This window comes from Pseudomonas sp. CCC3.1, from assembly GCF_034347405.1.
In the GTDB taxonomy this organism is placed as follows: Bacteria; Pseudomonadota; Gammaproteobacteria; order Pseudomonadales; family Pseudomonadaceae; genus Aquipseudomonas.
Genome location: NZ_CP133778.1, coordinates 3,979,235 through 4,004,039, shown reverse-complemented (window position 1 = coordinate 4,004,039; position 24,805 = coordinate 3,979,235). Strand labels below are relative to the sequence as shown.

The following is a 24,805-nucleotide window of genomic DNA, read 5'->3' as shown; positions in this document are numbered from 1 at the left end:
CGGGTTACGGGCGTATCTCAACCATCGTGCCGTCTTTGACCATGTTCCAGACTTCGCGCATTTCGTAGTTTTTCATCGCGATACACCCATCGGTCCAATCCAGGGTGTGGAACAGTTCTTCCGGGTTGTCTTCGGAGTCCGGTGTGCCGTGAATCATGATCATTGAACCCGGGTTCACACCTTCGCGCCGTGCAGTCGCGGCGTCGCTGATGTTGGGGTAGTTGATGTGCATCGCCAGATTGAACTTGTCGCTTTTCTTGCGCCAGTCCACCCAGTAAAGCCCTTCGGGCGTGCGCTTGTCGCCTTCGCGCATTTTTGGCCCTTTAGGTTGTTTGCCCAATGAGATGCGGTAGGTCTTGATGGCTTTTCCATCGCTGATCAGCTCCAGCTTGCGGGCTGATTTGAGCACCAGAATCTTGTCGACGCGTTTGCTGTCTCCGGCGCGCGGTAACGCTGCTGGCGATTTAAGCACCTGATCTTTATCGACGGATTTGCCGTTGATTGTCATGACGACAGCGGCTTGGCAAGTAACAGCAAACGACAAGCAAAGGGCAGCAAGCAACCAACGCATTAGAAGGGTATTCCTGAGGTACGAGGCAAACGACATTATTGTGGGTGTTTAATCAACTCTGCCGGCGGCAGCACAGCTTCGCTGCGCACAGGGTAGGTCTGTGCCGGGCGATCAGAAAAAAAGCATTCTAGGGTACGGCTGACGGTGCGAAAAGCTAACTCGGACCAAGGGATGTCGGCCTCTTCAAACAAGCGCACTTCCAGGCTTTCTTCGCCAGCCGCAAAGTCGAGGCTTTGCAGTTCGGCGCGGTAGAAAATGTGCACCTGATTGATGTGCGGAACATCGATCAGGGTATAGATAGCCAGTTGTTCAACTTGAGCGCAGGCTTCTTCGAGGGTTTCGCGGCGAGCGGCTTGCTCGACAGTCTCGCCGTTTTCCATAAACCCTGCGGGCAGCGTCCAGTAGCCTTTGCGCGGTTCAATGGCGCGTCGGCACAACAGCACTTGCGTGCCCCAAGTAGGCAGGCAGCCCGCGACGATATTCGGGTTTTGATAATGAATGGTGTGGCAGTGGTCGCAGACATAACGCAGGCGAGAATCGCCTTGCGGGATATGTTGACTGACAGTGTTGCCGCACTGGCTGCAAAATTTCATGCTGTGCTCTCTGGTTCTGGCGCCTATCTTGGGGCTGGGGCAGGATTACGGCAAGCTCCACTTTGCCCCTGCGACAGCGTGGGGCTTGGGGGAGCCGGGCAATTTGGTGCATGATGCCCGATAAGTGACGGATCGAGATGACCTATGCTGGACGAGCTACTTAGCCGTATGAGTCGCTACACCCCGCGGACGCTGGAAACAGAACGCAGCTTTCCGGAGGCCGCGGTACTGTTGCCGGTGACGCGCAGTGACAAGCCCGAACTGATTTTGACCCTGCGCGCCAGCGGGTTGTCGACGCATGGTGGCGAAGTGGCCTTCCCCGGTGGACGGCGCGACCCTGAAGACCCAGACCTGGTGTTTACCGCTCTGCGTGAAGCCGAAGAAGAAATTGGCTTGCCGCCGGGTTTGGTCGAAGTCATTGGCCCGCTCAGTCCTTTGATTTCATTACACGGTATTTGTGTCACGCCTTATGTCGGGCTGGTACCGGACTATGTTGAGTATTTGGCCAACGATGCCGAGATCGCTGCGGTGTTCAGCGTACCGCTTGATTTTTTCCGTCAGGACCCGCGTGAGCACACCCACCGCATCGACTATCAAGGGCGCAGTTGGTATGTGCCCAGCTACCGTTTTGGCGTGTACAAGATCTGGGGCCTGACGGCGATCATGATCGTTGAGCTGATGAACCTGCTGTACGACGACGTCGACATCAACCTGCACACCCCACCCGAACGTTTCATCAATATATAGAGCTGTCAGCAGACAGCCACGCCTGCCTTGAGGACATCAGCATGAAATATCGCTTGGGCGATTCGCACGTCGAAACGCATCCCGACAGTTGGGCGGCTCCCAACGCCACCTTGATCGGCAAGGTGCGTCTGGAAGAAGGCGCCAGCGTCTGGTTCAACGCTGTGTTGCGCGGTGATAACGAACTGATCCTGATCGGCAAAGACAGCAACGTCCAGGATGGCGCAGTGATGCACACCGACATGGGCTACCCGCTGACGCTGGGCACCGGCGTGACCATCGGCCATAACGCCATGTTGCACGGCTGCACGGTCGGTGATTACAGCCTGATCGGCATTAATGCGGTGATTCTCAATGGCGCCAAAATTGGCAAACATTGCATCATCGGCGCCAATTCGCTGATCGGTGAAGGCAAGGTGATTCCTGATGGGTCGCTGGTCATGGGTTCGCCGGGAAAAGTGGTCCGGGAACTGACCGATGAGCAGAAAAAAATGCTCGAAGCCAGCGCCGCGAATTACGTGAAAAACGGCCAGCGCTATGCGCGTGACCTCGCGGAGCAAGACAGTGAGTGAGGTTGAACGCCCAGTTGCCTCGCCGTGCGTGAACATTTGCGCGCTGGACGACGATGATGTCTGTACCGGTTGCCAGCGCACCGTGGCTGAAATCACCCGTTGGAGCCGCATGACCAACCCTGAGCGTCGCGAAGTACTGGCTTTGTGTCATGAACGCGCGAAGTCCAGCGGCGTGATGTGGGTGTTGGGCAACCAACCCTAAAGGTGTAGGAGCGAGCTTGCCTCGCGATCTTTTGATCTTAAAAAGATCACGATGCAAGCCGGCGTTCTACAAAAAAAGCATGACTCAAGTACCCTGTGCGCCTTATTTAGAGGTGTCGCCTGCTCCCATGCTGTTTCTGATCGCTTACATCGCCAGCGTTGTGCTGATTAACTACGCGTTTTCCACGGCCCCGCACCTGGACATCATCTGGTCCGCCTGGGGCGGCCTGGTCTTCGTGCTGCGCGACATGGTGCAAACCCGCTTCGGGCACGGTGCCATTTTGGCCATGCTGGCCGCGCTGGTGCTGTCGTATGTCACCTCCGATCCTTCCATCGCCCTGGCCAGTGCCACGGCCTTTGCGGTGTCCGAGTGCATTGACTGGCTGGTGTTCAGCATCACCAAGCGCCCTCTGCATGACCGCCTGTGGATCAGCTCGGCGCTGAGCATTCCGATTGATACCTTTATCTTCTTCGGCATGATCGACGCCTTTACCCCCGGCGTGATCATCACCGCGATGGCTTCAAAATTTGCCGGTGTGACCTGTGTGTGGCTGGCCATGGCCTGGCGGTTGCGCAAAGCCAACCAAGCTAAAGCCTGACACGCTGGATCATGTAAAATGCTGGCCTTTCTTCCCAGCAGGCGCGAGCGTTGCGAGCGCCTTCGATGATTTGCTTCCTTGAGGACCTGAAATGACCCGTATCGGAACTCCACTGTCGCCGACCGCGACCCGCGTATTGCTGTGTGGCTGCGGCGAGCTGGGTAAAGAAGTCGTCATCGAATTGCAGCGCTTGGGCGTTGAAGTGATTGCCGTTGATCGCTATGCCAATGCGCCGGCCATGCAGGTTGCGCACCGCAGCCACGTGATCAACATGTTGGACGGCGCGGCACTGCGCGCTGTCATCGAACTGGAAAAACCTCACTACATCGTCCCGGAAATCGAAGCCATCGCCACTGCGACCCTGGTCGAGCTGGAAGCTGAAGGTTTCACCGTCATCCCGACGGCCCGTGCAACGTCGCTGACCATGAACCGCGAAGGTATTCGTCGCTTGGCGGCAGAAGAACTGGACCTGCCTACCTCGCCATACCACTTTGCTGACACCTTCGAGGACTACAGCAAGGCCGTGCAGGACCTGGGCTTCCCGTGTGTCGTCAAGCCAGTGATGAGCTCCTCGGGCAAAGGTCAGAGCCTGTTGCGCAGCACTGACGACGTACAAAAAGCCTGGGATTACGCACAAGAAGGCGGCCGTGCGGGCAAAGGTCGGGTCATCATCGAAGGGTTTATCGACTTCGACTACGAAATCACCTTGCTCACCGTGCGCCACATTGGCGGCACCACGTTCTGCGCGCCAGTCGGCCATCGTCAAGAGAAGGGCGATTATCAGGAATCCTGGCAGCCGCAAGCCATGAGCCCGATTGCGCTGGCTGAGTCCGAGCGCGTGGCCAAGGCCGTCACCGAAGCACTGGGCGGGCGTGGCCTGTTTGGCGTTGAACTGTTCATCAAAGGTGATCAAGTGTGGTTCAGCGAAGTGTCGCCACGCCCGCATGACACGGGTCTGGTGACGCTGATCTCGCAAGACTTGTCGCAATTTGCACTGCATGCCCGCGCCATTCTGGGCTTGCCGATTCCGCTGATCCGTCAGTTTGGCCCATCGGCTTCGGCTGTGATTCTGGTCGAAGGCCAGTCGACCCAGACCGCCTTCTCCAACCTCGGCGCTGCCTTGAGCGAGCCGGACACCGCATTGCGTTTGTTTGGCAAGCCTGAGGTCAATGGCCAACGTCGCATGGGCGTTGCCCTGGCCCGTGACGAGTCGATTGAAGCTGCGCGCGCCAAAGCGACCCGCGCCTCCAAAGCGGTTGTCGTAGAGCTGTAATAGGCAATGCCCCGTCGTCGCTGCCGAGGCACGAAGGCTGCGAGCTTTTAATCGTTAAGAGCTCGCAGCCTTCGTGCCTCGGCAGCGACTACACATCCCCGATCAAGCGACCTTGTTCAGGTCCGCTTCTCTGGTTTCCTTCAAGCACAGCACAGCGATCAAGCTGAGCACGGCTGCGCCTGATACATACCCGCCCACCCAGCTCAAACCGCCCATCGCCACCAGCTTCTGAGCGAAGAACGGTGCGGCCGAAGCGCCCACAATGCCGCCCAGGTTATAGGCCGCAGACGCACCGGTGTAGCGCACGCGGGTCGGGAACAGTTCGGGGAGCAGGGCGCCCATAGGGGCGAATGTCACTCCCATCAGAAACAGCTCAATGCACAGGAACAACGCCACCCCCCAGGTCGAGCCTTGGGTGAGCAGGGGTTCCATCAGAAAGCCCGACAAAATCGCCAATACACCGCCGACAATCAGCACGGGCTTGCGCCCGTAGCGATCACTGGCCCAGGCCGACAGGGGTGTGGCCGCTGCCATGAACAACACGGCAAAGCACAGCAGGCCGAGGAATGTTTCGCGGGTATAGCCCAGGGTTGAAACGCCGTAGCTCAACGAAAACACCGTCGAGATGTAGAACAGCGCATAGCACACCACCATCGAGGCGGCGCCGAGCAGCATCGGTGCCCAATATTGGGCAAAGAGCTCAAGGATGGGCATTTTCACCCGCTCGTGCTGCGCCACAGCCTTGGCGAACACTGGGGTTTCTTCCAGCTTCAAGCGGACATACAGGCCGACCATCACCAGTGCCGCGCTCAGCAGGAACGGAATCCGCCAGCCCCACGAGCGGAACTGCTCGTCGCTGAGGGTCATGGCCAGTATCAGGAACAAGCCGTTGGCGGCCAGAAAACCGATGGATGGACCCAGCTGCGGGAACATGCCGAACCAGGCGCGCTTGCCTTTCGGAGCGTTCTCGGTGGCCAGCAATGCCGCGCCGCCCCATTCACCACCGAGTCCCAGGCCCTGGCCGAAGCGCAACACGCACAGCAGAATCGGGGCCCAGGCACCAATCGTCGCGTAGCCCGGCAGCACGCCGATCAAGGTGGTGCACACGCCCATCAATAGCAGGGAGGCGACCAGAGTGGATTTGCGTCCGACCCGGTCACCGAAATGGCCGAATAGAAATGAGCCCAGCGGACGTGCAAGAAAGGCGATCCCAAAGGTCAGGAAGGCCGACAGCATTTGCGCTGTGCCGGAGGTTTGCGGGAAAAATACCGGGCCAATGACCAATGCAGCCGCAGTGGCATACACATAGAAGTCGTAGAACTCGATGGCAGTGCCAATAAAACTGGCCGTCGCGACGCGGGTTGCGGAATTGACCGGCTTGTCGGACGAGGCTTCGCTGTAAGTGGTGCTGGTGGTCATGCGCATATCCCTGACAGTTATGAGCTTCTGGGTCGGATCAGCCTTTGCGGCCACCTGTACCCGAGCAATTTTTATGGTCGTTGAGCCCTAGGGATAAGGGCAGGTGCAAACGCCGTTCGGGATGGGAACATGCGCTGATGATGCATAAAGCAACCCGTCAACAGCGCTAAGTGCGGGTAGCACGCGTGTCGACGAGGCTTGGATAAGCGCAAGGATTATAGGGAGGCCTGTTCGAATGTAACAAGACCTTACGCGGTGATTAAACCGCGGGCTTGACGCTGTCGTGCCAGATCAGGACGCGGCTCACTCGGTTCTCTTCGGTCGCGAGAATTTCCAGGCGGTAGCGACCTATCTTCAGGCAGACGGTGCTTTCTGGAATGGTTTCCAGTGCTTCCGTGACCAACCCGTTAAGGGTTTTCGGGCCATCGCTGGGCAGGTGCCAGCCCAGGCTTTTATTCAACTCGCGGATGGACGCAGCGCCATCCACCACAAAGCGGCCGTCTGGGAGCGGCTCGATATGAGGGTTGTCGAGATTTTGCTCGTTTTCGAATTCGCCGACGATTTCTTCAAGAATGTCTTCGAGGGTCACGATGCCCAGTACTTCGCCGTATTCGTCAACCACAACGCCCATTCGGCGCTGCTGTTTGTGGAAATTGAGCAGTTGCAGTTGCAGCGGGGTGCTTTCGGGGACGAAGTACGGCTCGTGGCAGACCGCCAGCAACGCTTCTTTGGTCAGGCTGGCATCGGGCAGCATGTGCTGGATATGCCGGGTATTGAGGATGGCCTCGACCTGGTTGATGTCGTTATGAAAAACCGGCAGGCGGGTGCGTTTGGTGAGGCGCAATTGCTCGATCAACTCGTCAATGGAGTCATCCAGGTTGAGCCCTTCCACTTCGCTGCGCGGAATCAGGATGTCGTTGACGGTGATGTTGTCCAGCGCATGAATGCCCGAGAGCAGAGTAGGGCGGCTATTGCTCTGCTCAACGTCGCCCTCAGGGGGTTCGCTGTGAGTCTGCAAAGGTTCGTCGCGCTGTACCCTGATGGCCTTCTTGCGCGAAGTCTTGCCAATAAAAAAACCCAGTCCCAGAAACAGCAGTGCCAAGACTGCGAGCATTGGCCCGTGGGGCAAGCTATCCATTTTTATCGCCCGTCAGATATGCAGAATGTATTCGCGAACCAGTTTGCTGCCAAAGTACGCCAGCATTAACAGGCAGAAACCGGCCAGCGTCCAGCGAATGGCTTTGTGTCCGCGCCAGCCGAGGTGATTGCGTCCCCACAGCAGCACGCTAAAGACCACCCAGGCGAGGCAGGCTAGCAAGGTTTTGTGAACCAAATGCTGCGCAAACAGGTTGCCGAGAAATACCCAGCCGGAAATCAACGACAGAGACAGCAGCGACCAGCCGGCCCAAAGGAAGCCAAACAGCAGGCTTTCCATGGTTTGCAGCGGCGGGAAGTTTTTGATCAGGCCTTTTGGGTGCTTGTGCTTGAGTTGGTAGTTCTGCAACGACAGCAGCAAGGCCTGGAACACGGCAATGGTGAACATGCCGTAGGCCAGAATCGACAGCAGGATGTGCAGCAGGATCCCTGGCTCTTCATTGACGATCTGGACGGTGCCGGCTGGTGCGAACTCGGATAACAGCACCGTGAGCATGCCCAGCGGATAGAGAAGCAGCAGCAGGTTTTCGACCGGTATGCGTGCGCAGGCAATGAGCGTCACGATAATCACCGCCACGGCAATCAGGCTGGCTGCGCTGAAAAAGTCCAGTTCAAGCCCGGCAGGGGTCAGCAAGTGCGTATACAGGCTCGCGGCGTGGACGATGACGGCGAGGATACCGAGCGTTACCAGCAGGCGTTTGTTTGCCTTGGTGCCCTGACGCAGGCAAGAGCCTTGATAGAAGGTCGCAGCGGCATACAAGCAGGCGGCGGCGAGACTGGGTAGCAAACTGGGTGACAAGGGGAGCATAAATCCTGTTAGGCAAGCCCGAAAGGGCTGAGTTTGGCATACAACCGCCTGTACACGAAAGACCACTTAAGCGACGGCAAGGTGTGCGCCGCGCCCAGTCTTCGCTATAATCCGCGACCTGCCCACGCCGCAGGCTCGCCGAGCATCAGTTTTACACGGGCTGGGCCGCAATAACCCCGGTCTACTTTGGGCCTGAAAGGATCGCGCATGTTTGAAAATTTAACCGATCGTCTCTCGCAGACGCTGCGCCATGTCACCGGCAAGGCCAAGCTGACCGAGGACAACATCAAAGACACCCTGCGTGAAGTGCGCATGGCGTTGCTGGAAGCCGATGTGGCTTTGCCAGTGGTCAAAGACTTCGTCAACTCGGTCAAAGAGCGCGCGGTCGGCACAGAAGTGTCGCGCAGCCTGACGCCGGGTCAGGCATTTGTGAAAATTGTTCAGGCTGAACTCGAAAGCCTGATGGGCGCTGCCAACGAGGACTTGATCCTCAATGTCACGCCGCCTGCTGTCGTTTTAATGGCCGGTTTGCAGGGGGCGGGTAAAACCACCACCGCTGGCAAGCTGGCGCGCTTCCTTAAAGAGCGCAAAAAGAAGACCGTGATGGTGGTCTCGGTCGACGTTTATCGTCCGGCCGCGATCAAGCAACTGGAAACCCTGGCGGGCGAAGTGGGCGTTACGTTCTTCCCGTCCGATATCAGCCAGAAACCAGTGGCCATCGCGCAAGCGGCTATTAATGAAGCCAAGCTCAAGTTTATTGATGTCGTAATCGTCGATACCGCCGGTCGTTTGCACATCGACGCCGAGATGATGACCGAGATCCAGGAACTGCATGCGGCGGTCAAGCCTGCAGAAACCCTGTTCGTGGTTGATGCCATGACCGGCCAGGACGCCGCCAACACGGCCAAGGCCTTTGGTGATGCGCTGCCGTTGACCGGTGTGATTCTGACCAAGGTCGATGGTGATGCCCGTGGCGGTGCGGCACTGTCCGTGCGCTCGATCACTGGCAAGCCAATCAAGTTCATCGGTATGGGCGAGAAGAGCGACGCGCTCGAACCGTTCCACCCGGATCGTATTGCGTCGCGTATCTTGGGCATGGGCGACGTGCTCAGCCTTATCGAGCAAGCCGAACAGACGCTCGATAAAGACAAAGCCGACAAACTGGCTAAAAAGCTCAAAAAAGGTAAAGGCTTCGACCTCGAAGACTTCCGCGACCAACTGCAACAGATGAAGAACATGGGCGGCCTTGGCGGTCTCATGGACAAACTGCCGAATATGGGTGGTGTGAATCTGGCGCAAATGGGCAATGCCCAGGGCGCAGCAGAAAAGCAGTTCAAGCAAATGGAAGCCATCATCAACTCCATGACTCCGGCCGAGCGTCGTGACCCTGATCTGATCAGCGGTTCGCGCAAGCGTCGTATTGCCATGGGTTCCGGTACGCAGGTGCAGGACATCGGTCGCTTGATCAAGCAGCACAAGCAGATGCAAAAGATGATGAAAAAATTCTCTGCCAAAGGCGGAATGGCGAAAATGATGCGCGGCATGGGCTCAATGATGCCCGGCGGCGGCATGCCAAAAATGTAAATTACCCGCCCGCACGCTTGCGTGCGGGTAACTCGCAGCCCTGCGAGACACCCGGCAAACCCGCGCTGTGCGGGAGCTGACCTGCCGTCATTCGTGGCGGCCTTATAGCAAATCTACATGGCACGCCGATAGGCGCCAGAAAAAGACATTTGCAAAAGTCCGGATATTCCTTAGAATATGCGGCCTTTCGGGCACCTATGCCCGCTGTGCATTTAGATTTGCAGCACCGACTACAGGAACGATGTTCACATGCTAACAATCCGTCTTGCCCTTGGCGGCTCCAAAAAGCGCCCGTTTTACCACTTGACCGTTACCGATAGCCGTAACCCACGTGACGGTTCCCACAAGGAACAAATTGGCTTCTTCAACCCGGTTGCTCGTGGTCAAGAAGTTCGTTTCTCCGTTAAAGAAGACCGCCTCGCCTACTGGCTGAGCGTTGGTGCTCAACTGTCTGAGCGTGTTGCTCAGCTGGTTAAAGAAAACGCTAAGGCTGCGGCCTGAGCAATATGAGCGTGACGCCTGAAACTGCTGATGATTTGATCGTTATCGGCAAAATCTACTCCATTCACGGCGTGCGCGGCGAAGTGAAGGTTTATTCCTTTACGGATCCAATTGATAACCTGTTGGACTACAAAAAGCTGACGCTTCGGCGCGGCAATGATGTACGACAGGCAGAGCTGGTCAGTGGCCGTTCTCATAACGGCAAGTTTCTGGTCGTGAAGCTCAAGGGTCTTGATGATCGTGATGAAGCAGGTCTTCTTCGCGAATTTGAGATCTGCGTGCCGCGCAACCTGTTTCCTGAACTGACCGAAGGCGAGTACTACTGGTACCAGCTGCAGGGTCTTAAAGTGACCAACCTCGAAGGGCAATTGCTCGGCAAGGTTGTTGATCTGATGGAAACTGGCTCGAACGATGTCATGGAAGTCAAACCTTGCCCAGGTAGCCTGGACGATCGTGATCGCTTGTTGCCCTATACAGAGCAATGCGTGTTGAGCATCGACCTGCAAGCGGGCGAGATGAAGGTGGATTGGGATGCGGACTTCTAAGCGTGGCTAAATTGCGCGTAGAAGTGATCAGTTTGTTTCCCGAAATGTTTTCCGCCATCAGCGACTACGGCATCACTAGTCGTGCGGTGAAACAAGGGCTCTTGCAGCTCACCTGTTGGAATCCGCGAGACTACACAACGGACCGACATCACACTGTGGACGATCGCCCATTTGGCGGTGGTCCGGGCATGGTGATGAAGATCAAGCCTCTGGAAGATGCACTGGTTCAGGCCAGAGAAGCAGCCGGAGAGGCGGCGAAGGTTATTTACCTGTCGCCCCAAGGCCGTCAACTGAATCAGTCGGCGGTACGCGAGCTGGCGAATGAGGAAGCATTAATCCTCATTGCAGGTCGCTATGAAGGCATCGACGAGCGTTTTATAAACACTTATGTCGATGAAGAGTGGTCGATTGGTGACTATGTACTTTCCGGTGGCGAGCTGCCGGCGATGGTTCTGATTGATGCGGTTACACGACTGCTGCCCGGAGCTTTAGGGCATGCGGACTCCGCTGAGGAAGATTCCTTTACGGATGGTCTGCTGGATTGCCCGCACTACACCCGACCGGAGGTGTATGCGGATCAGCGTGTTCCCGACGTATTGCTAAGTGGCAATCATGCACACATCCGGCGTTGGCGTTTACAGCAGTCCCTTGGGCGGACCTTTGAACGACGCGCCGATCTTCTGGAAAGCCGCTCGCTTTCTGGAGAAGAGAAGAAGCTGCTCGAGGAATACATCCTCGCGCGGGACGATAGTTAACAACGTATCGATGGTAGATCAGACGATCTACCTTAGGAGCACAGCATGACTAACAAAATCATCCTTGCACTCGAAGCAGAGCAGATGACCAAAGAGATCCCTCCTTTTGCCCCGGGCGACACCATTGTCGTTCAGGTGAAAGTGAAGGAAGGCGATCGTTCGCGTCTGCAAGCTTTCGAAGGTGTAGTGATTGCCAAGCGTAACCGTGGCGTGAACAGTGCTTTCACTGTTCGTAAAATCTCCAACGGTGTTGGCGTAGAGCGTACTTTCCAGACCTACAGCCCGCAAATCGACAGCATGGCTGTGAAGCGTCGCGGTGACGTTCGTAAAGCCAAGCTGTACTACCTGCGTGACCTGTCCGGTAAAGCAGCTCGCATCAAGGAAAAACTGGCTTAAGTCCAGCTTCCCGATGCAGAAAAAAGCAGCCTTCGGGCTGCTTTTTTGTTGTCTGAAATTTGTCAGACCTTTGTCCAGTTGTAGGTAGTTAAAAAGCATGACTTCGCGTGAGCAAGAGATTCAGCGCCGTACCGAACTGTCCGTCACCCGCATCACCAAAGCCGTATTCCCCTCGACCACCAACCACCACAACACTCTGTTTGGCGGCACTGCGCTGGCCTGGATGGACGAAGTCTCGTTCATCGCGGCGACCCGTTTTTGCCGCTTGCCGTTGGTCACCGTTTCGACCGATCGCATCGACTTCAACCACCCGATTGCAGCGGGCTCGATTGTCGAGTTGATTGGCCGCGTGGTTAAAGTGGGCAATACCAGTCTCAAGGTAGAAGTCGAGGTGTATGTCGAAAGCATGAGCAACGATGGCCGTGAACTGGCGATCCAGGGAGTGTTCAGTTTTGTTGCCATTGACGACGACAAGCGCCCGGTGCCGGTGTTGCCAGGGTTTTAAAGCCTTGAAGCTGTAGCCGCGATGCGGGCCGCAGCATCGCCGTCCGTAGCAGTTGTCGAGCTTTGCGAGGCTACGTCCGGTTGCGCAGCAGCCGTAAACCATTCGAACTGGTTTACCAGAGCACGATCAAAGGGGCATTCAGCCGTCCTGCCTGATCAACGCCAACAACGTCCACCCCGTTCCCGGTTTTAACTCGCTCTCAGGTGTTACCACATGCACCCAGCCCGTGCTGTCGCGGGCAAACAGCAGGGTGGCACGTTTGCCGTGCAGTTTCAGGTAGTCCTCCCAGGTGAAGTTGTCGGTCAGGGTGGTGCTGTACATCTCGGCGCCCTGGCTCAATTCGCTGGCCAACTGTCCATAGGTCAGCGCCGGATTACCCAGCGCGAGCCCGCGGTACTCATGGCTGGCGCGGTGTTTGTCGGAGCGACGGTTGTCCTGAACGTTGGCCAAGGCAAACACGCGCCGAGGTCCGAACTCATGAAGAAAGCGCACAGCCGCCAACGTGTTCAGCTCGCCAGAAGCCGACAAGGCGAGTAAATGCCCCAGTCCCACCAAATCAAGGTGCGTCTCGGCATGTTGTGAAGCCGGATTCCCAAAGTAAGTGGGTAAATTGTCCATGCGCGCTGCACGGATGTTTTCCCAGTTGGAGTCGGTCAGCACCACGCGGCTGCCCAATTGTTGCAGTGCTTTGCCGATGACTCGGGCCGGGCCGTTGGCACCCACGATCAAAAAACCGCTGGGCGCAGGTTCTGCCACCTTAAGCAAACGGGCCAGCGGGCGGGCTGTGGCGCTTTGCAGCACCACGGTGCCAATGATCACTGCAAAGGTGAGCGGCACCAGCAGCAGCGCACCTTCATGGCCTGCTTCGTTGAGTCGAATCGCAAAAATCGCCGACACGGCAGCGGCAACGATCCCTCGCGGCGCAATCCAGGCCAGCAATGCGCGTTCACGCCAGTTCAGTTTTGAGCCGAAGGTCGAGAGCAGGACGTTCAACGGGCGGGCAATCAGTTGAATAATCAGCAACAACACCAGCACCGCAGGCCCGAGGCCGATCATGGCGTTCAAGTCCAGACGCGCCGCCAGCAGAATGAACAGGCCGGAAATCAAAAAAATGCTCAGGTTTTCTTTGAAGTGCAGGATGTTGCGCACATCCACGCCTTTCATGTTGGCCATCCACATGCCCATCAGCGTCACCGCCAGCAGGCCGGACTCGTGCATCACCTGATTGGCGGCAATAAAAATCCCCAGGACGCCCGCCAGCGTCGCCAGGCTTTGCAGGTATTCCGGTAGCCACTGCTTGCGCACGATATGGCCCATGATCCAGCCGCCGATAACGCCAAACAGGCTGCCGCACATAATGACCCCGGCAAAGGTCAGCAAGCTTTGGCTCAGGCCGTTATCGTTGGCCCGGGCAATGATAAAGCTATAAACCACCACCGCGAGCAGAGCGCCAATCGGGTCGATGACGATGCCTTCCCAGCGCAGGATGTTGGCAATCGATGCTTTGGGCCGCACCACGCGCAGCATCGGCACAATCACCGTTGGCCCGGTGACCAGGGTCAGGGTGCCAAACAGCAATGCCAGCAGCCAGTCAAAGCCCAGCAGCCAATGCGTGGCCAGGGTAATCACTGCCCAGGTCGAGAGTGCGCCGATGGTCACCAGTCGATGCACGACGCTGCCGATTTCACGCCACTCGGACAGGTGCAGGGTCAGGCTGCCTTCAAACAGAATCAACGCCACGGCCAGAGAAACCAGCGGCATCAACAGGGGGCCGAACAGTGCTTGCGGGTCCAGCCAGCCTAAAACCGGCCCGACCAATATCCCGGTCAGCAGCAAAAACAGAATAGCGGGCAACTTGAGGCGCCAGGCCAGCCATTGAGAGCCGAGGGCTGCAATGCCAATACCGCCGAAGGACAGCAGAATCTGTTGTTCGGTCATAGTGCAATCCTGTAAGAACGAAGGGTTTATGGCATCAGCTGGCTATGAAAGACTAGCGGTCGATTTTTCAGTTCACATTTTATTTATGCGCGGCTTGCGGGCCGTGCTGTACGAGTGCCAATGCCTGCTATCGACAATCCTCTCATCGACCGTTTTCTGGATGCCTTGTGGCTGGAAAAAGGCCTGTCGGACAACACCCGCGATGCCTATCGCAGTGATTTGGCCCTGTTCAATGGCTGGTTGCAGGAGCGCGGCATTGAACTGGTTGATGCCGGGCGTGACCTTATCCTCGATCATTTGGCCTGGCGTCTTGATCAGGCCTATAAACCGCGTTCGACCGCGCGTTTCTTGTCCGGGGCACGTGGTTTCTATCGTTATTTGCTGCGTGAAAAGCTGATTGCCGTCGACCCGACCTTGCAAGTCGATATGCCGCAGTTGGGCAGGCCGTTGCCCAAGTCGCTGTCAGAGGCTGATGTAGAAGCGTTACTCGCTGCCCCGGACCTGAGCGATGCTATCGGTCAGCGTGACCGCGCCATGCTTGAAGTGCTGTATGCCTGCGGTCTGCGGGTGACCGAGTTGATCAGCCTGACCCTGGAACAGGTCAATCTGCGGCAGGGTGTGTTGCGGGTCATGGGCAAAGGCAGTAAGGAGCGGTTGGTGCCGATGGGGGAGGAGGCGATTGTCTGGGTCGAGCGTTACATGCGTGATGCTCGCCATGAGTTATTGAATGGCCGCCCCAGCGATGTGTTGTTTCCCAGTCAGCGTGGTGAGCAAATGACCCGCCAGACCTTCTGGCACCGGATCAAGCATCAGGCCAAGGTGGCCGGGATCGACAAGTCGTTGTCCCCGCACACCTTGCGTCACGCCTTCGCCACCCACTTGCTCAACCACGGTGCCGACTTGCGCGTGGTGCAAATGCTGCTGGGGCACAGCGACTTGTCCACGACGCAGATTTATACCCATGTGGCGCGGGCTCGTCTGCAAGACCTGCACGCCCTTCATCACCCCCGCGGTTAAGACAGATGACACACGGCCAGAGTCGGTCTTGCGGGCCATCTGTGGTAGGCTTTGCCGGTTTCGAAAGCGAGCCGCCAAAACCCTTTTTAGATCCGGGTATTCAGGTTTGGCCGTTTGTCCGCCTTCAGGAGTTCACATGCGCTTGATCCACATGTTTGCCGCCGCAGCTATTGCGTTGGTCAGTACCTTTTCTTTCGCCGACACCGGTGCCGAACAAGCCATTCGCAAAAGCCTTGAAACACTGCAACTGGATGTTCCGGTCGAGAGCATCAGCGCCAGCCCGCTGGCCGGCCTGTACGAAGTCAAACTCAAGGGCAGCCGCGTGCTGTACGCCAGTGCCGATGGCCAATTCATCGTCCAAGGCTACGTGTTCCAGCTCAAGGACGGCAAGCCGGTCAACCTGACCGAAAAAGCTGAGCGTTCCGGCGTCGCCAAGTTGATCAACGGTATTCCGGTGGCTGAAACCGTGGTTTACCCGGCGATTGGCGAAACCAAATCACACATCACCGTCTTTACCGACACCACGTGCCCGTATTGCCACAAATTGCACGGCGAAATCCCGGCATTGAACAAAATGGGCATCGAAGTGCGCTATGTTGCGTTCCCGCGTCAGGGCCTAGGCTCGCCGGGTGACCAGCAACTGCAAGCGGTCTGGTGTTCCGCGGACAAGAAAAGCGCCATGGACAAAATGACTGACGGCAAAACGGTTGATGCACCAAAATGTGCCAACCCGGTGGCCAAGCAGTTTGCTTTGGGCCAGTCGATTGGCGTGAATGGCACGCCGGCCATCGTTTTGGCCGATGGCCAGGTGATTCCGGGTTACCAGCCTGCTGAGCAGGTTGGCAAGCTGGCACTCAGTGTTAAATAATCGCGCGTCGTTACGCTAAGCCGGTAACGATCATGGCCGGGCAGCTCAACTGCCCGGCTATTAATAGAGAACCGTGGCAATCCACGGTTGTTTTTCACGGCCGACCTTGAGTCGGCCGTTTTATGGGGAGTTCAGCGTGAATCCGGTCAAAGTAGGTATCTGTGGGCTCGGGACCGTCGGTGGCGGCACCTTCAACGTACTAAAGCGTAACGCCGAGGAGATTGCCCGCCGTGCCGGGCGTGGTATCCAGGTTGCGCAAATTGCCATGCGTACGCCAAACCCTCAGTGCGACATTACCGGTACCCCCATTACCAACGATGTATTCGCTGTTGCGACCAACCCTGAAATTGACATCGTTATCGAGCTGATTGGCGGCTACACCATCGCCCGCGAACTGGTGCTCAAAGCCATCGAAAACGGCAAGCACGTCGTCACGGCCAACAAGGCGCTGATTGCTGTTCACGGCAACGAAATCTTCGCCAAGGCGCAAGAGAAAGGTGTGATCGTGGCGTTCGAAGCAGCCGTTGCTGGCGGTATCCCGGTGATCAAGGCCATTCGTGAAGGCCTGTCTGCAAACCGCATCAACTGGGTGGCGGGCATCATCAACGGTACTGGTAACTTCATCCTCACCGAAATGCGCGAAAAGGGTCGTACGTTTGAAGACGTGCTGGCTGAAGCGCAAGCGTTGGGCTACGCCGAAGCCGACCCGACGTTCGACGTTGAAGGTATCGATGCCGCGCACAAACTGACAATTCTGGCGTCGATTGCCTTTGGCATTCCGTTGCAGTTCGACAAGGCTTACACCGAAGGCATCACCAAACTGACCACTGCTGACGTGAACTACGCCGAAGCGCTGGGCTACCGCATCAAGCACCTGGGCGTTGCGCGCAGCACGGCCAGCGGTATCGAATTGCGGGTTCACCCGACCTTGATCCCGGCTGATCGCCTGATTGCCAACGTCAACGGCGTGATGAATGCCGTGATGGTCAATGGCGATGCGGCAGGTTCGACACTGTTCTACGGCGCTGGCGCTGGCATGGAGCCTACGGCGTCCTCGGTCGTTGCTGACCTGGTGGACGTGGTGCGTGCCATGACCTCCGACCCTGAGAACCGCGTGCCGCACTTGGCTTTCCAGTCGGACTCACTTTCTGATCACCCGATTCTGCCGATCGAAGCGTGCGAAAGTGCTTACTACCTGCGCATCCAGGCCAAGGATCATCCGGGCGTATTGGCCCAAGTGGCCAGCATCTTGTCGGAGCGCGGTATCAACATCGAATCGATCATGCAGAAAGAAGTCGAAGAGCATGACGGTCTGGTGCCAATGATCCTGCTGACTCACCGTGTACTGGAACAGCACATGAACGATGCCATTACCGCGCTGGAAGCCTTGCAAGGCGTGGTTGGCCCAGTTGTTCGCATCCGCGTGGAAAGTCTTAATTAATGAAGCAGCTGTAAGCGGTAAGCTGCAAGCCGCAAGTTAAAAACCACTCTGTCTTTACTTGTCGCTCGCAGCTGAACCGCTTACCGCTCAAACCCAAGGTTTGAAAAAAAATGCGCTATATCAGCACCCGTGGCCAAGCACCGGCCCTGAATTTTGAAGATGTCCTGTTGGCCGGTCTGGCCAGTGATGGCGGTTTGTACGTTCCTGAAAACCTGCCGCGCTTTACGCAAGAAGAAATCGCTTCCTGGGCGGGTCTGCCGTACCACGAGCTGGCATTCCGGGTGATGCGCCCGTTTGTTACCGGCAGCATTCCTGATGCCGATTTCAAAAAAATTCTGGAAGAAACCTACGCAGCTTTTGCCCACAGCTCGGTTGCCCCGCTGCGCCAGCTCAAGGGCAATGAGTGGGTGCTTGAGCTGTTCCACGGCCCTACGCTGGCGTTCAAGGACTTTGCTCTGCAGTTGCTGGGTCGCTTGCTGGATTACGTACTGGCCAAGCGTGGCGAGCGCGTAGTGATCGTTGGTGCGACGTCGGGTGATACCGGCTCGGCTGCGATTGAAGGCTGCAAGCATTGCGAAAACGTGGATATTTTCATCCTGCATCCGCATAACCGGGTGTCGGAAGTCCAGCGTCGCCAAATGACCACGCTGTTCGGTGACAACATCCATAACATCGCCATCGAAGGCAACTTCGATGACTGCCAGGAAATGGTCAAGGCCAGCTTCGCTGACCAGGGCTTCCTCAAGGGCACGCGACTGGTTGCCGTGAACTCGATCAACTGGGCGCGGATCATGGCCCAGATCGTTTACTACTTCCACGCAGCCCTGCAATTGGGTGGCCCGCACCGTTCAGTGTCGTTCTCGGTGCCAACCGGCAACTTCGGCGATATTTTTGCGGGCTACCTGGCACGCAACATGGGCCTGCCGATCAACCAGTTGATCGTTGCCACCAACCGCAACGACATCTTGCACCGCTTCATGAGCGGCAATCAGTACGCCAAAGACACTCTGCACGCGACCTTGTCGCCGTCGATGGACATCATGGTTTCCTCGAACTTCGAACGCCTGCTGTTCGACCTGCACGGGCGCAATGGCGCGGCGGTTGCCGGCCTGATGGATGCGTTCAAGCAAACCGGCAATTTCAGCGTTGAAGAAGACCGCTGGACCGAAGCGCGTCGCTTGTTCGACTCGCTGGCTGTCAATGACGAGCAAACGTGCGAAACCATTGCCCAGGTGTTCGCTGAAACGGGCGAAGTGCTGGATCCGCACACTGCCATTGGCGTTAAGGCGGCTCGCGAGTGCCGTCGTAGCCTGGATACCCCGATGGTGATCCTGGGAACGGCGCATCCGGTCAAATTCCCGGAGGCCGTTGAAAAAGCAGGCGTAGGAAAAGCGTTAGAGCTGCCTGCTCACCTTTCGGATTTGTTTGAAAGGGAAGAGCGTTACACCGTGTTGGCCAATGACCTGAAAGCCGTACAGGCCTTTGTGAGTCAGCATGGCAATCGCGGAAAGGCACTTTAAAGGTCTTTTTCTTACGCATTTTGAAGCCCGTCATCTGACGGGCTTTTTTGTGGCTGCATGGCAAACTTGTTCCCTTTTCGCCTCCTTATGCTGGCGAGCGGTCGGTCAAGGAGGCTGTCATGTCACGTTTTAACCGCGTGCTGAAATCAGGGATGTTCTTCGCACTGTTAATCGGTCTGGTGAGCGTTAGCGCCGTCTCCCATGCTGCGCAAGGCCTGCCTTTCAAACTCCCCAAAAGCTTCATCGAACTCCCCCCTTTAAAGATTGATCGTGAACAACAGCAATGGCTGGAAACGCGTGGGCCGTTGCGCGTGGGCATCAGCTTGGGCGGTTACGCGCCGATGGACACCGTCACCGATCGCAATCGTTATCAGGGCATCAGCGCCGACTACCTCAGCCTTGTGCGTGACAAGTTGGGGGCGGCGGTTCAAGTGCTGGGGTTCAGCAAGCGCGACCAGGCGGTGGCGGCGCTGCTCTCGGGCAAGATCGACATTCTGGCCAGTGCCAACGGCTATGAGCGCGGCATTGAAGGCATGATCTTTTCCACGGAGTACATGGTGGATCGTTCAGTCATTGTGGGGCGAGGAGATGACTCCGCAGCAGGCCAAGAGTGGAGCGGCAAGAAAGTCGGCTTTCTGGAGGGGGAAGTCGATGAGTGGGTGGCCGATGCGTTTTACCCCAACAGCGAGATCATTCTGACGCCGACGTTGCACAGTGCACTGGAGGCGCTGTCTGAGGGGGATATTGATGCGCTGGTGGGTAATGAGGTCATTATTCGGGCCTTTAAAACTGCCAAGTCCTACGCGGGTGTGCACATCGTGGGTGACAGCGCATTGCCGGTGTCCGGTTTTACCTTTGCCACCCGGCGCGATGATCCTCAGTTGTTGGCGTTGATTGATCGAGCACTGAGCAGCCTGGATGACGCCGTTGAGCAGTTGATCCTTTCACGCTGGACAACCGGGCCAGGTGGCATCGAGCAGCGCATTAAGCTGCTGCCCAAGGAACAAGCCTGGATAAAGCAAAATCCGGTGGTCATTGTCGCCTCTCAGCAATATCCGCCGTACATCTTTAAAAAGGCTGGAGAAGGTTGGGATGGGCTGAGCGTGGATATTCTGGCGCGTATCTCTCGCATGACCGGTTTGCAGTTTGTGCACCAGGAGAGTTTTTCCACCGTACAAACCCTGGAAATGCTCAAAAGCGGCAAAGCGCAGATGAACACAACCTTGTCCAAAAATGCCGAGCGTCAGGCGTTTCTAAACTTTACGTATTCTTATGGTGGGGCGCCTTGGGTCTTCGTGGTGAGCATCAATGATTTCCAGCTGAGCTCCCTGGCTCATCTCTCAGGCCAGGTATTGGCGTTGCCGGCCAAACATGCACTCGAACCCATGATTCGCCGTGATTATCCCGAGATCACCTTACGCATGGTCGAGAACTACACCCAGGCGCGCCAACTGGTTGAGCGCGGTGATGCGATTGCCACCATTCAGAATGAAACCCAGGCGTATCTCCATCCGACAAAACGCTTGAAAGTCGGGCGAAGCGTTGATGGCCGATGGTCTTCAGACAACTTCTCAGTCTCGACCCAGTCTCCAGAACTGCTCGATATCCTGAACAAAGGGTTGGAGGCGTTGCCGGTGGCTGACATGCAGGCAATGCGGATCAAATGGCTGCATGAGACTGGCAAGGAGCCCGCTGAGTCAGCAGGGCTCTCTGCGCCGTGGGTGTACGCCATCATGGCCGCGGTCATTGCCCTGGGCGGGATGCTGGTGGTGTGGAACCGGCGTTTGGCAACACGGTTGCGATTTGGACAACAGGTCGAAAGCAGTTTGCGCGAGCACCAGGGGTTTCAGCAACGCTGCTTTGATGCGATCCCCTGCCCGGTTTTTGTGAAGGGGCTTGAAGCGCAAATGATCACCTGTAATCGCACTTACGAAGAGTATTTTTCGACTCGTCTCGAACTGATTTGCGGACGCGTCATGACTGAGTCGGATTTTTTCCCCGCTGGCGTTGCCGAGCAATTCCACACCGAAATCATGTCGGTTCTTCGTAATCGAAAGCCTTTCTATCAAAAGCGCAGCGAGCCATTCAAAACCGTCAATGGCGAGGTGTATTGCTGGATAGTGCCTTTTTACGCGGATTGCGGTCATTTAGAGGGCGTGGTTGGGGGCTGGTTTGATCTTTCGGTGCAGAAAAAGTGGGGGGGAGGCGCACAGAGTGGCATTTTTTGATTTGAAAAATCTTACGTTTTTTTAAGAATTGTCTTATGTCGATTCTTAGGCAATCGCACTAGAGTTGATCCCCTTGCCGATAGTGTGCGCAATACTCCAAAGGTCCGTGATGCGCTCAATGAAAGTTTTGATTCTTGAAGACAATCCCTTTCAACTCATGGTGTTGCACCAGATGCTCAATGCCTTTCGCATTTTTGATGTTCTGGCTGCTGAAAGCATTGAGTCCGCCCGCAGCTCGATAGCTAATCGAGGGGGGATCGATGTTGCTATTTGTGATCTGTATCTGGATGGTTTGTCCGGGCTGGATCTGATTCGAGAACTGGCCATCAAACGTGAGGCGCAGGCGCTGATTATTCTAAGTTGCGCCGCACCGCACATTATAGAAAGGGCGGTGCGCACCGCTCGTCAGGAAGGGCTCGAGGTCTTGGGGTACTTGCCAAAACCGGTGACGATCAATGGGCTAGGGCAGTTGCTCGACGCGTACAACGTACGTGCCGACGCTGAAAGTGCGAATAGATTGCACGTGGCAGGGAACCTTTAGCGGGTTGCCTGTGTCAGATTTTTCATCAACAGGATCAAGTCTATTGCTCCGATACTTGTAGCCTGTTGAGCAGGTCATCATGACCTTGTTAAACCCCGAGTTGACTCCCCACTTCTCGGGGTTTTTTTTGTGTTTTTTTTGTCACGGCGCAGGCGCATCCGGTACGGGGTCTTCAGCTTTCTGGCTGGGGTCTATCCAGAAAGTTTCTGGTGACGTCTGCGGTTCGTGAGCCAAGTTACCCAGCACGGTATTAATGCTGGCAATGACGTGTTGCCCTTCCGGTGTTTTTGAGCAGCCTACGTAAATAGGCTGATAAGGCGGGGCGCCCTGGATGGGGTAAAAAACCAGCGCTGTGGACGACAGACCGTGTTGTTTGGCTTTTGCCTGAATTTCAGGCCAATAGCCCAGCAGCGTTTGCAAACGGCCAGCCTGCTGCATTTGTAACAGGCTGCCCAGCGCATCGTTGCCGTAATGAATAAAGAATTGACTCGCAGGGCCATGAGACAACTGGTCATCGATCCATGTGCCGTAACTGCGTTTGGCAACGATGCCGAGCTTCACTGACTGCGAATTAAGCATGGCCAACAGATCGACGGACTCATCGTGTACAAACGGGGCGATCAACGGTTGATCCTGACGACGAATCACAAGGCCGTTACTGTGCAAGCCGATGATCGGGCTGGAGTAGGCAATTCGCAGGGCGCGGTCGGGGTTCCACACCAGCATTGGGTCGCAACTCAGCTGTGAGCCTTCAAGCATCTGCATTGACCTTGCACGATTGACCCGCATGATGACGTGCTGATATTGCGGCATATTGGCCATCAACACGGGCAGCAGTTGGTCAATGATGCCTCGGCCTTTTTGTGGGCCATCATGCATCGTCAGTGGCGGCAGGTCTCGCACCAGCCAAATGAGCTTCTCTGCTGCCAAACTGTCCGAGGCCCAGAAAAGTAAGGCTGATGTGATCAAGCCTGCCCACATACCGGATCTGGTCCAGCGACTAGTCATTGTGCTGGTCTCCTTGGGCAGTCATTAAAAAGGGCGCACGCGTTAAATCGCGCCTGCGAGCTTCAAGTTGTTGATGGCCGTGACGTCGTAGCCTAGATCACCCAAGACCTCATGATTATGAGCGCCCAGTTCAGGCCCCACCCAATCGGCTGAGCCAGGGGTATCGGAAAGCTTTGGCACGATGCCCGGCATTTTGAAGTCTTTGCCATCAGGCAGTTTGGCTTGCAGAAACATTTCGCGGGCTAAAAACTGTGGGTCGCTGAACATGTCTTCAGCCGAAAAAATGCGGCTGGCGGGGACTTGCGCCGTGTTCAGGTGTTCGAGCACCGTCTCCAGCGGGAGTGCGGCTACCCAACGGTCTATGACGCCATACAGCTCATCACGACGCAGGTCCCGGCCATCGTTAGTGGCCAATGCCGGGTCGTTGGCCAGGTCTTCACGGCCAATGATGAGCATGAAGCGTTTGAAAATGGCGTCGCCGTTCGCTCCGATCTGCACGTGTTTGCCGTCCACGCTGGTGTGAATCGAAGAGGGCGTGATGCCCGGCATGATATTGCCCGTACGTTCGCGAATAAAACCAAACACATCGAACTCGGGCACCATGCTTTCCATCATGGCGAAAATGGCTTCGTACAGCGCCACATCAACCACCTGGCCCAGGCCGCCATTCACTTCGCGATGACGCAGCGCCATCAAGGCACCGATCACGCCCCACAGCGCGGCAATCGAATCGCCAATTGAAATACCGGTGCGCACCGGAGGCCGGTCTTCGAAGCCAGTGATATAGCGCAGCCCGCCCATGGATTCACCGACCGCGCCGAACCCCGGCTGGTCTTTCATCGGCCCTGTCTGACCAAAGCCGGACAGGCGCACCATCACCAGTTTCGGGTTGAGAGCGTGCAGAACATCCCAGCCCAGGCCGAGTTTTTCCAGCACGCCGGGGCGGAAGTTTTCAATCAGAATGTCGGCTTCAGCCAACAGTTGCTTGAGGATGTGCAGGCCATCCGGGTGCTTGAGGTTCAGCGTCAGGGATTTCTTGTTGCGCGCCTGGACGAACCACCACAGCGACGTACCTTCGTACAGTTTGCGCCATTTGCGCAGCGGATCTCCGCCGTCAGGTGATTCCACCTTGATGACATCCGCGCCAAATTCGGCGCAAATCCGCGATGCAAAAGGACCTGCGATCAGCGTGCCCAGTTCGATAACTTTGAGGCCTGAAAGAGGTTTGGTGGCGAGCGGCATGCGGAGTCCTTGTGCAGAGCGAGCGAGTACAGCGTTTTAACACAAAAAAAGCCGCAGTCGCTGCCGCAGGCTGCGAAGGGTTGCGCAGCAACCCGTTTTCTTCAAGCCTGCGCGGATCCCCTCGCAGTCAGTGTGTTTTGCATACGGCACCCAGTGACCGGCGGATCGGTTAGACTTGCGGCCTTTCTCCGTATCAAGAAGCCCGTTCATGGCCCAGCCGTCCACGACCTACAAGTTTGAACTCAACCTCACCGATCTCGATCGTGGGGTCTATGAAACCGTCAAGCAGACCATTGCCCGTCACCCTTCGGAAACTGAAGAGCGCATGACCGTTCGCCTGCTGGCCTACGCCTTCTGGTACAACGAGCAGCTGTCATTTGGTCGTGGTCTTTCAGATGTAAACGAGCCAGCGCTGTGGGAAAAAAGCCTGGATGACCGTGTTCTGCACTGGATCGAAGTCGGCCAGCCCGATGCCGACCGCCTGACCTGGTGCTCGCGCCGCACCGAACGCACCAGCCTGCTGGCGTATGGCAGCTTGCGTGTGTGGGAAGGCAAAGTCATCCCTGCGATCAAAACCCTGAAAAACGTCAACATTGCGGCCGTTCCACAAGACATTCTGGAAGTCTTGGCCAAAGACATGCCGCGCGTTATCAAGTGGGACGTGATGATCAGCGAAGGCACTATTTTTGTGACCGACGACCGTGGTCAACACGAAGTGCAATTGCAGTGGCTGGCCGGCGAACGCGGCTAATTCCTTTTACATATCCCGCTTATAGAGACT

The 24,805-nt window shown here is 56.7% G+C and carries 25 protein-coding genes and 1 pseudogene; 18 read left to right on the top strand and 8 right to left on the bottom strand.

Features of this window, described 5'->3' with window-relative positions; translation table 11 throughout:
* Positions 1 to 4 precede the first annotated feature (4 nt).
* Both RHM56_RS17625 and RHM56_RS17620 read right to left on the bottom strand, forming a co-directional pair.
* On the bottom strand, positions 5 to 571 hold the full coding sequence (locus tag RHM56_RS17625) for a L,D-transpeptidase family protein (protein ID WP_322234506.1): 567 nt from the start codon (positions 569 to 571) through the stop codon (positions 5 to 7).
* Between the two features lie 35 nt (positions 572 to 606).
* A complete protein-coding gene (locus RHM56_RS17620; RefSeq protein WP_322234503.1) occupies positions 607 to 1,164 on the bottom strand; it encodes an NUDIX hydrolase in 558 nt (185 codons plus the stop codon).
* Positions 1,165 to 1,308: 144 nt separating this feature from the next.
* Here RHM56_RS17620 and RHM56_RS17615 point away from each other — a divergent pair, with 144 nt between their 5' ends.
* The 5 genes from RHM56_RS17615 (at position 1,309) to purT (ending at position 4,553) form a co-directional block, all read left to right on the top strand.
* Positions 1,309 to 1,911 (top strand): CoA pyrophosphatase, encoded by a 603-nt coding sequence (locus RHM56_RS17615; protein WP_322234500.1) that lies wholly within the window; start codon positions 1,309 to 1,311, stop codon positions 1,909 to 1,911.
* 41 nt (positions 1,912 to 1,952) lie between these two features.
* Positions 1,953 to 2,480 carry a gamma carbonic anhydrase family protein gene (locus RHM56_RS17610; protein WP_322234498.1) on the top strand — a complete coding sequence of 176 codons (528 nt, stop codon included), beginning with the start codon at positions 1,953 to 1,955 and terminating at the stop codon, positions 2,478 to 2,480.
* On the top strand, positions 2,473 to 2,682 hold the full coding sequence (locus RHM56_RS17605) for a DUF1289 domain-containing protein (RefSeq protein ID WP_322234496.1): 210 nt from the start codon (positions 2,473 to 2,475) through the stop codon (positions 2,680 to 2,682). Before RHM56_RS17610 ends, RHM56_RS17605 begins: the two co-directional genes overlap by 8 nt.
* Before the next feature lie 127 nt (positions 2,683 to 2,809).
* Positions 2,810 to 3,280, top strand: a complete 471-nt coding sequence (locus tag RHM56_RS17600) for a VUT family protein (RefSeq protein ID WP_322234494.1) — start codon at positions 2,810 to 2,812, stop codon at positions 3,278 to 3,280.
* Between the two features lie 91 nt (positions 3,281 to 3,371).
* Positions 3,372 to 4,553 carry a formate-dependent phosphoribosylglycinamide formyltransferase gene (gene purT, locus RHM56_RS17595; RefSeq protein ID WP_322234492.1) on the top strand — a complete coding sequence of 394 codons (1,182 nt, stop codon included), beginning with the start codon at positions 3,372 to 3,374 and terminating at the stop codon, positions 4,551 to 4,553.
* A 102-nt stretch (positions 4,554 to 4,655) separates the two neighbouring features.
* On the opposite strand, the gene RHM56_RS17590 is transcribed toward purT, so the two are convergent.
* The 3 genes and pseudogenes from RHM56_RS17590 to RHM56_RS17580 all read right to left on the bottom strand — a co-directional run bounded on the left by RHM56_RS17590 (position 4,656) and on the right by RHM56_RS17580 (position 7,935).
* Positions 4,656 to 5,972 (bottom strand): MFS transporter, encoded by a 1,317-nt coding sequence (locus RHM56_RS17590; RefSeq protein ID WP_322234489.1) that lies wholly within the window; start codon positions 5,970 to 5,972, stop codon positions 4,656 to 4,658.
* A gap of 259 nt (positions 5,973 to 6,231) precedes the next feature.
* Positions 6,232 to 7,086 (bottom strand): annotated as a pseudogene (locus RHM56_RS17585) (transporter associated domain-containing protein); the annotation flags it as partial.
* Between the two features lie 36 nt (positions 7,087 to 7,122).
* Positions 7,123 to 7,935 carry a cytochrome C assembly family protein gene (locus RHM56_RS17580; protein WP_322234487.1) on the bottom strand — a complete coding sequence of 271 codons (813 nt, stop codon included), beginning with the start codon at positions 7,933 to 7,935 and terminating at the stop codon, positions 7,123 to 7,125.
* A 207-nt stretch (positions 7,936 to 8,142) separates the two neighbouring features.
* Between RHM56_RS17580 and ffh the strand changes: the two genes are divergently transcribed.
* The 6 genes from ffh (at position 8,143) to RHM56_RS17550 (ending at position 12,221) form a co-directional block, all read left to right on the top strand.
* Entirely contained in the window at positions 8,143 to 9,519 is a 1,377-nt protein-coding gene (gene ffh, locus RHM56_RS17575) for a signal recognition particle protein (RefSeq protein WP_322234485.1), read from the top strand.
* 249 nt (positions 9,520 to 9,768) lie between these two features.
* Positions 9,769 to 10,020, top strand: coding sequence for a 30S ribosomal protein S16 (gene rpsP, locus RHM56_RS17570; RefSeq protein ID WP_019411651.1), 252 nt, complete (start codon positions 9,769 to 9,771; stop codon positions 10,018 to 10,020).
* 5 nt (positions 10,021 to 10,025) lie between these two features.
* Positions 10,026 to 10,565, top strand: coding sequence for a ribosome maturation factor RimM (gene rimM / locus RHM56_RS17565; protein WP_019411650.1), 540 nt, complete (start codon positions 10,026 to 10,028; stop codon positions 10,563 to 10,565).
* Between the two features lie 2 nt (positions 10,566 to 10,567).
* Positions 10,568 to 11,320: a tRNA (guanosine(37)-N1)-methyltransferase TrmD gene (gene trmD / locus RHM56_RS17560; protein WP_026014324.1), complete on the top strand. Its 753-nt coding sequence runs from the start codon at positions 10,568 to 10,570 to the stop codon at positions 11,318 to 11,320.
* 45 nt (positions 11,321 to 11,365) lie between these two features.
* A complete protein-coding gene (gene rplS / locus RHM56_RS17555) occupies positions 11,366 to 11,716 on the top strand; it encodes a 50S ribosomal protein L19 (protein ID WP_003440273.1) in 351 nt (116 codons plus the stop codon).
* Between the two features lie 97 nt (positions 11,717 to 11,813).
* Positions 11,814 to 12,221 carry an acyl-CoA thioesterase gene (locus RHM56_RS17550; protein WP_322234482.1) on the top strand — a complete coding sequence of 136 codons (408 nt, stop codon included), beginning with the start codon at positions 11,814 to 11,816 and terminating at the stop codon, positions 12,219 to 12,221.
* A 138-nt stretch (positions 12,222 to 12,359) separates the two neighbouring features.
* Here the strand turns inward: RHM56_RS17550 and RHM56_RS17545 are convergent, their stop codons facing one another.
* Positions 12,360 to 14,159 (bottom strand): sodium:proton antiporter, encoded by a 1,800-nt coding sequence (locus RHM56_RS17545; RefSeq protein ID WP_322234480.1) that lies wholly within the window; start codon positions 14,157 to 14,159, stop codon positions 12,360 to 12,362.
* A 120-nt stretch (positions 14,160 to 14,279) separates the two neighbouring features.
* On the opposite strand from RHM56_RS17545, the gene xerD reads away from it, so the two are divergent.
* The 6 genes from xerD (at position 14,280) to RHM56_RS17515 (ending at position 21,774) form a co-directional block, all read left to right on the top strand.
* Entirely contained in the window at positions 14,280 to 15,176 is an 897-nt protein-coding gene (xerD, locus tag RHM56_RS17540) for a site-specific tyrosine recombinase XerD (RefSeq protein WP_322234478.1), read from the top strand.
* A gap of 136 nt (positions 15,177 to 15,312) precedes the next feature.
* Positions 15,313 to 16,044 (top strand): thioredoxin fold domain-containing protein, encoded by a 732-nt coding sequence (locus RHM56_RS17535; protein WP_322234476.1) that lies wholly within the window; start codon positions 15,313 to 15,315, stop codon positions 16,042 to 16,044.
* Between the two features lie 136 nt (positions 16,045 to 16,180).
* Positions 16,181 to 17,485 (top strand): homoserine dehydrogenase, encoded by a 1,305-nt coding sequence (locus RHM56_RS17530; RefSeq protein ID WP_019411644.1) that lies wholly within the window; start codon positions 16,181 to 16,183, stop codon positions 17,483 to 17,485.
* Positions 17,486 to 17,595: 110 nt separating this feature from the next.
* The gene (thrC, locus tag RHM56_RS17525; protein WP_026014323.1) at positions 17,596 to 19,005 is read left to right on the top strand and encodes a threonine synthase; all 1,410 of its coding nucleotides are present in this window, start codon (positions 17,596 to 17,598) and stop codon (positions 19,003 to 19,005) included.
* 119 nt (positions 19,006 to 19,124) lie between these two features.
* Positions 19,125 to 21,233: a transporter substrate-binding domain-containing protein gene (locus RHM56_RS17520; protein WP_322234474.1), complete on the top strand. Its 2,109-nt coding sequence runs from the start codon at positions 19,125 to 19,127 to the stop codon at positions 21,231 to 21,233.
* 118 nt (positions 21,234 to 21,351) lie between these two features.
* Positions 21,352 to 21,774 (top strand): response regulator, encoded by a 423-nt coding sequence (locus tag RHM56_RS17515; RefSeq protein WP_322234473.1) that lies wholly within the window; start codon positions 21,352 to 21,354, stop codon positions 21,772 to 21,774.
* Between the two features lie 141 nt (positions 21,775 to 21,915).
* Here the strand turns inward: RHM56_RS17515 and RHM56_RS17510 are convergent, their stop codons facing one another.
* Both RHM56_RS17510 and RHM56_RS17505 read right to left on the bottom strand, forming a co-directional pair.
* Positions 21,916 to 22,782: a TIGR02285 family protein gene (locus RHM56_RS17510; RefSeq protein WP_322234470.1), complete on the bottom strand. Its 867-nt coding sequence runs from the start codon at positions 22,780 to 22,782 to the stop codon at positions 21,916 to 21,918.
* 42 nt (positions 22,783 to 22,824) lie between these two features.
* Positions 22,825 to 24,024: a CaiB/BaiF CoA-transferase family protein gene (locus RHM56_RS17505; RefSeq protein WP_322234468.1), complete on the bottom strand. Its 1,200-nt coding sequence runs from the start codon at positions 24,022 to 24,024 to the stop codon at positions 22,825 to 22,827.
* 208 nt (positions 24,025 to 24,232) lie between these two features.
* On the opposite strand from RHM56_RS17505, the gene RHM56_RS17500 reads away from it, so the two are divergent.
* Positions 24,233 to 24,775, top strand: a complete 543-nt coding sequence (locus RHM56_RS17500) for a YaeQ family protein (RefSeq protein WP_322234465.1) — start codon at positions 24,233 to 24,235, stop codon at positions 24,773 to 24,775.
* The last annotated feature ends 30 nt before the right edge of the window (positions 24,776 to 24,805 follow it).

Bases quoted from the DNA above. Each gene is read 5' to 3' on its own strand.
- RHM56_RS17625 (WP_322234506.1), bottom strand. From the start codon at position 571: ATGCGTTGGTTGCTTGCTGCCCTTTGCTTGTCGTTTGCTGTTACTTGC.
- RHM56_RS17620 (WP_322234503.1), bottom strand. From the start codon at position 1,164: ATGAAATTTTGCAGCCAGTGCGGCAACACTGTCAGTCAACATATCCCG.
- RHM56_RS17615 (WP_322234500.1), top strand. From the start codon at position 1,309: ATGCTGGACGAGCTACTTAGCCGTATGAGTCGCTACACCCCGCGGACG.
- RHM56_RS17610 (WP_322234498.1), top strand. From the start codon at position 1,953: ATGAAATATCGCTTGGGCGATTCGCACGTCGAAACGCATCCCGACAGT.
- RHM56_RS17600 (WP_322234494.1), top strand. From the start codon at position 2,810: ATGCTGTTTCTGATCGCTTACATCGCCAGCGTTGTGCTGATTAACTAC.
- purT (WP_322234492.1), top strand. From the start codon at position 3,372: ATGACCCGTATCGGAACTCCACTGTCGCCGACCGCGACCCGCGTATTG.
- RHM56_RS17590 (WP_322234489.1), bottom strand. From the start codon at position 5,972: ATGACCACCAGCACCACTTACAGCGAAGCCTCGTCCGACAAGCCGGTC.
- RHM56_RS17580 (WP_322234487.1), bottom strand. From the start codon at position 7,935: ATGCTCCCCTTGTCACCCAGTTTGCTACCCAGTCTCGCCGCCGCCTGC.
- ffh (WP_322234485.1), top strand. From the start codon at position 8,143: ATGTTTGAAAATTTAACCGATCGTCTCTCGCAGACGCTGCGCCATGTC.
- rpsP (WP_019411651.1), top strand. From the start codon at position 9,769: ATGCTAACAATCCGTCTTGCCCTTGGCGGCTCCAAAAAGCGCCCGTTT.
- rimM (WP_019411650.1), top strand. From the start codon at position 10,026: ATGAGCGTGACGCCTGAAACTGCTGATGATTTGATCGTTATCGGCAAA.
- rplS (WP_003440273.1), top strand. From the start codon at position 11,366: ATGACTAACAAAATCATCCTTGCACTCGAAGCAGAGCAGATGACCAAA.
- RHM56_RS17550 (WP_322234482.1), top strand. From the start codon at position 11,814: ATGACTTCGCGTGAGCAAGAGATTCAGCGCCGTACCGAACTGTCCGTC.
- RHM56_RS17545 (WP_322234480.1), bottom strand. From the start codon at position 14,159: ATGACCGAACAACAGATTCTGCTGTCCTTCGGCGGTATTGGCATTGCA.
- xerD (WP_322234478.1), top strand. From the start codon at position 14,280: ATGCCTGCTATCGACAATCCTCTCATCGACCGTTTTCTGGATGCCTTG.
- RHM56_RS17535 (WP_322234476.1), top strand. From the start codon at position 15,313: ATGCGCTTGATCCACATGTTTGCCGCCGCAGCTATTGCGTTGGTCAGT.
- thrC (WP_026014323.1), top strand. From the start codon at position 17,596: ATGCGCTATATCAGCACCCGTGGCCAAGCACCGGCCCTGAATTTTGAA.
- RHM56_RS17520 (WP_322234474.1), top strand. From the start codon at position 19,125: ATGTCACGTTTTAACCGCGTGCTGAAATCAGGGATGTTCTTCGCACTG.
- RHM56_RS17515 (WP_322234473.1), top strand. From the start codon at position 21,352: ATGAAAGTTTTGATTCTTGAAGACAATCCCTTTCAACTCATGGTGTTG.
- RHM56_RS17510 (WP_322234470.1), bottom strand. From the start codon at position 22,782: ATGACTAGTCGCTGGACCAGATCCGGTATGTGGGCAGGCTTGATCACA.
- RHM56_RS17505 (WP_322234468.1), bottom strand. From the start codon at position 24,024: ATGCCGCTCGCCACCAAACCTCTTTCAGGCCTCAAAGTTATCGAACTG.
- RHM56_RS17500 (WP_322234465.1), top strand. From the start codon at position 24,233: ATGGCCCAGCCGTCCACGACCTACAAGTTTGAACTCAACCTCACCGAT.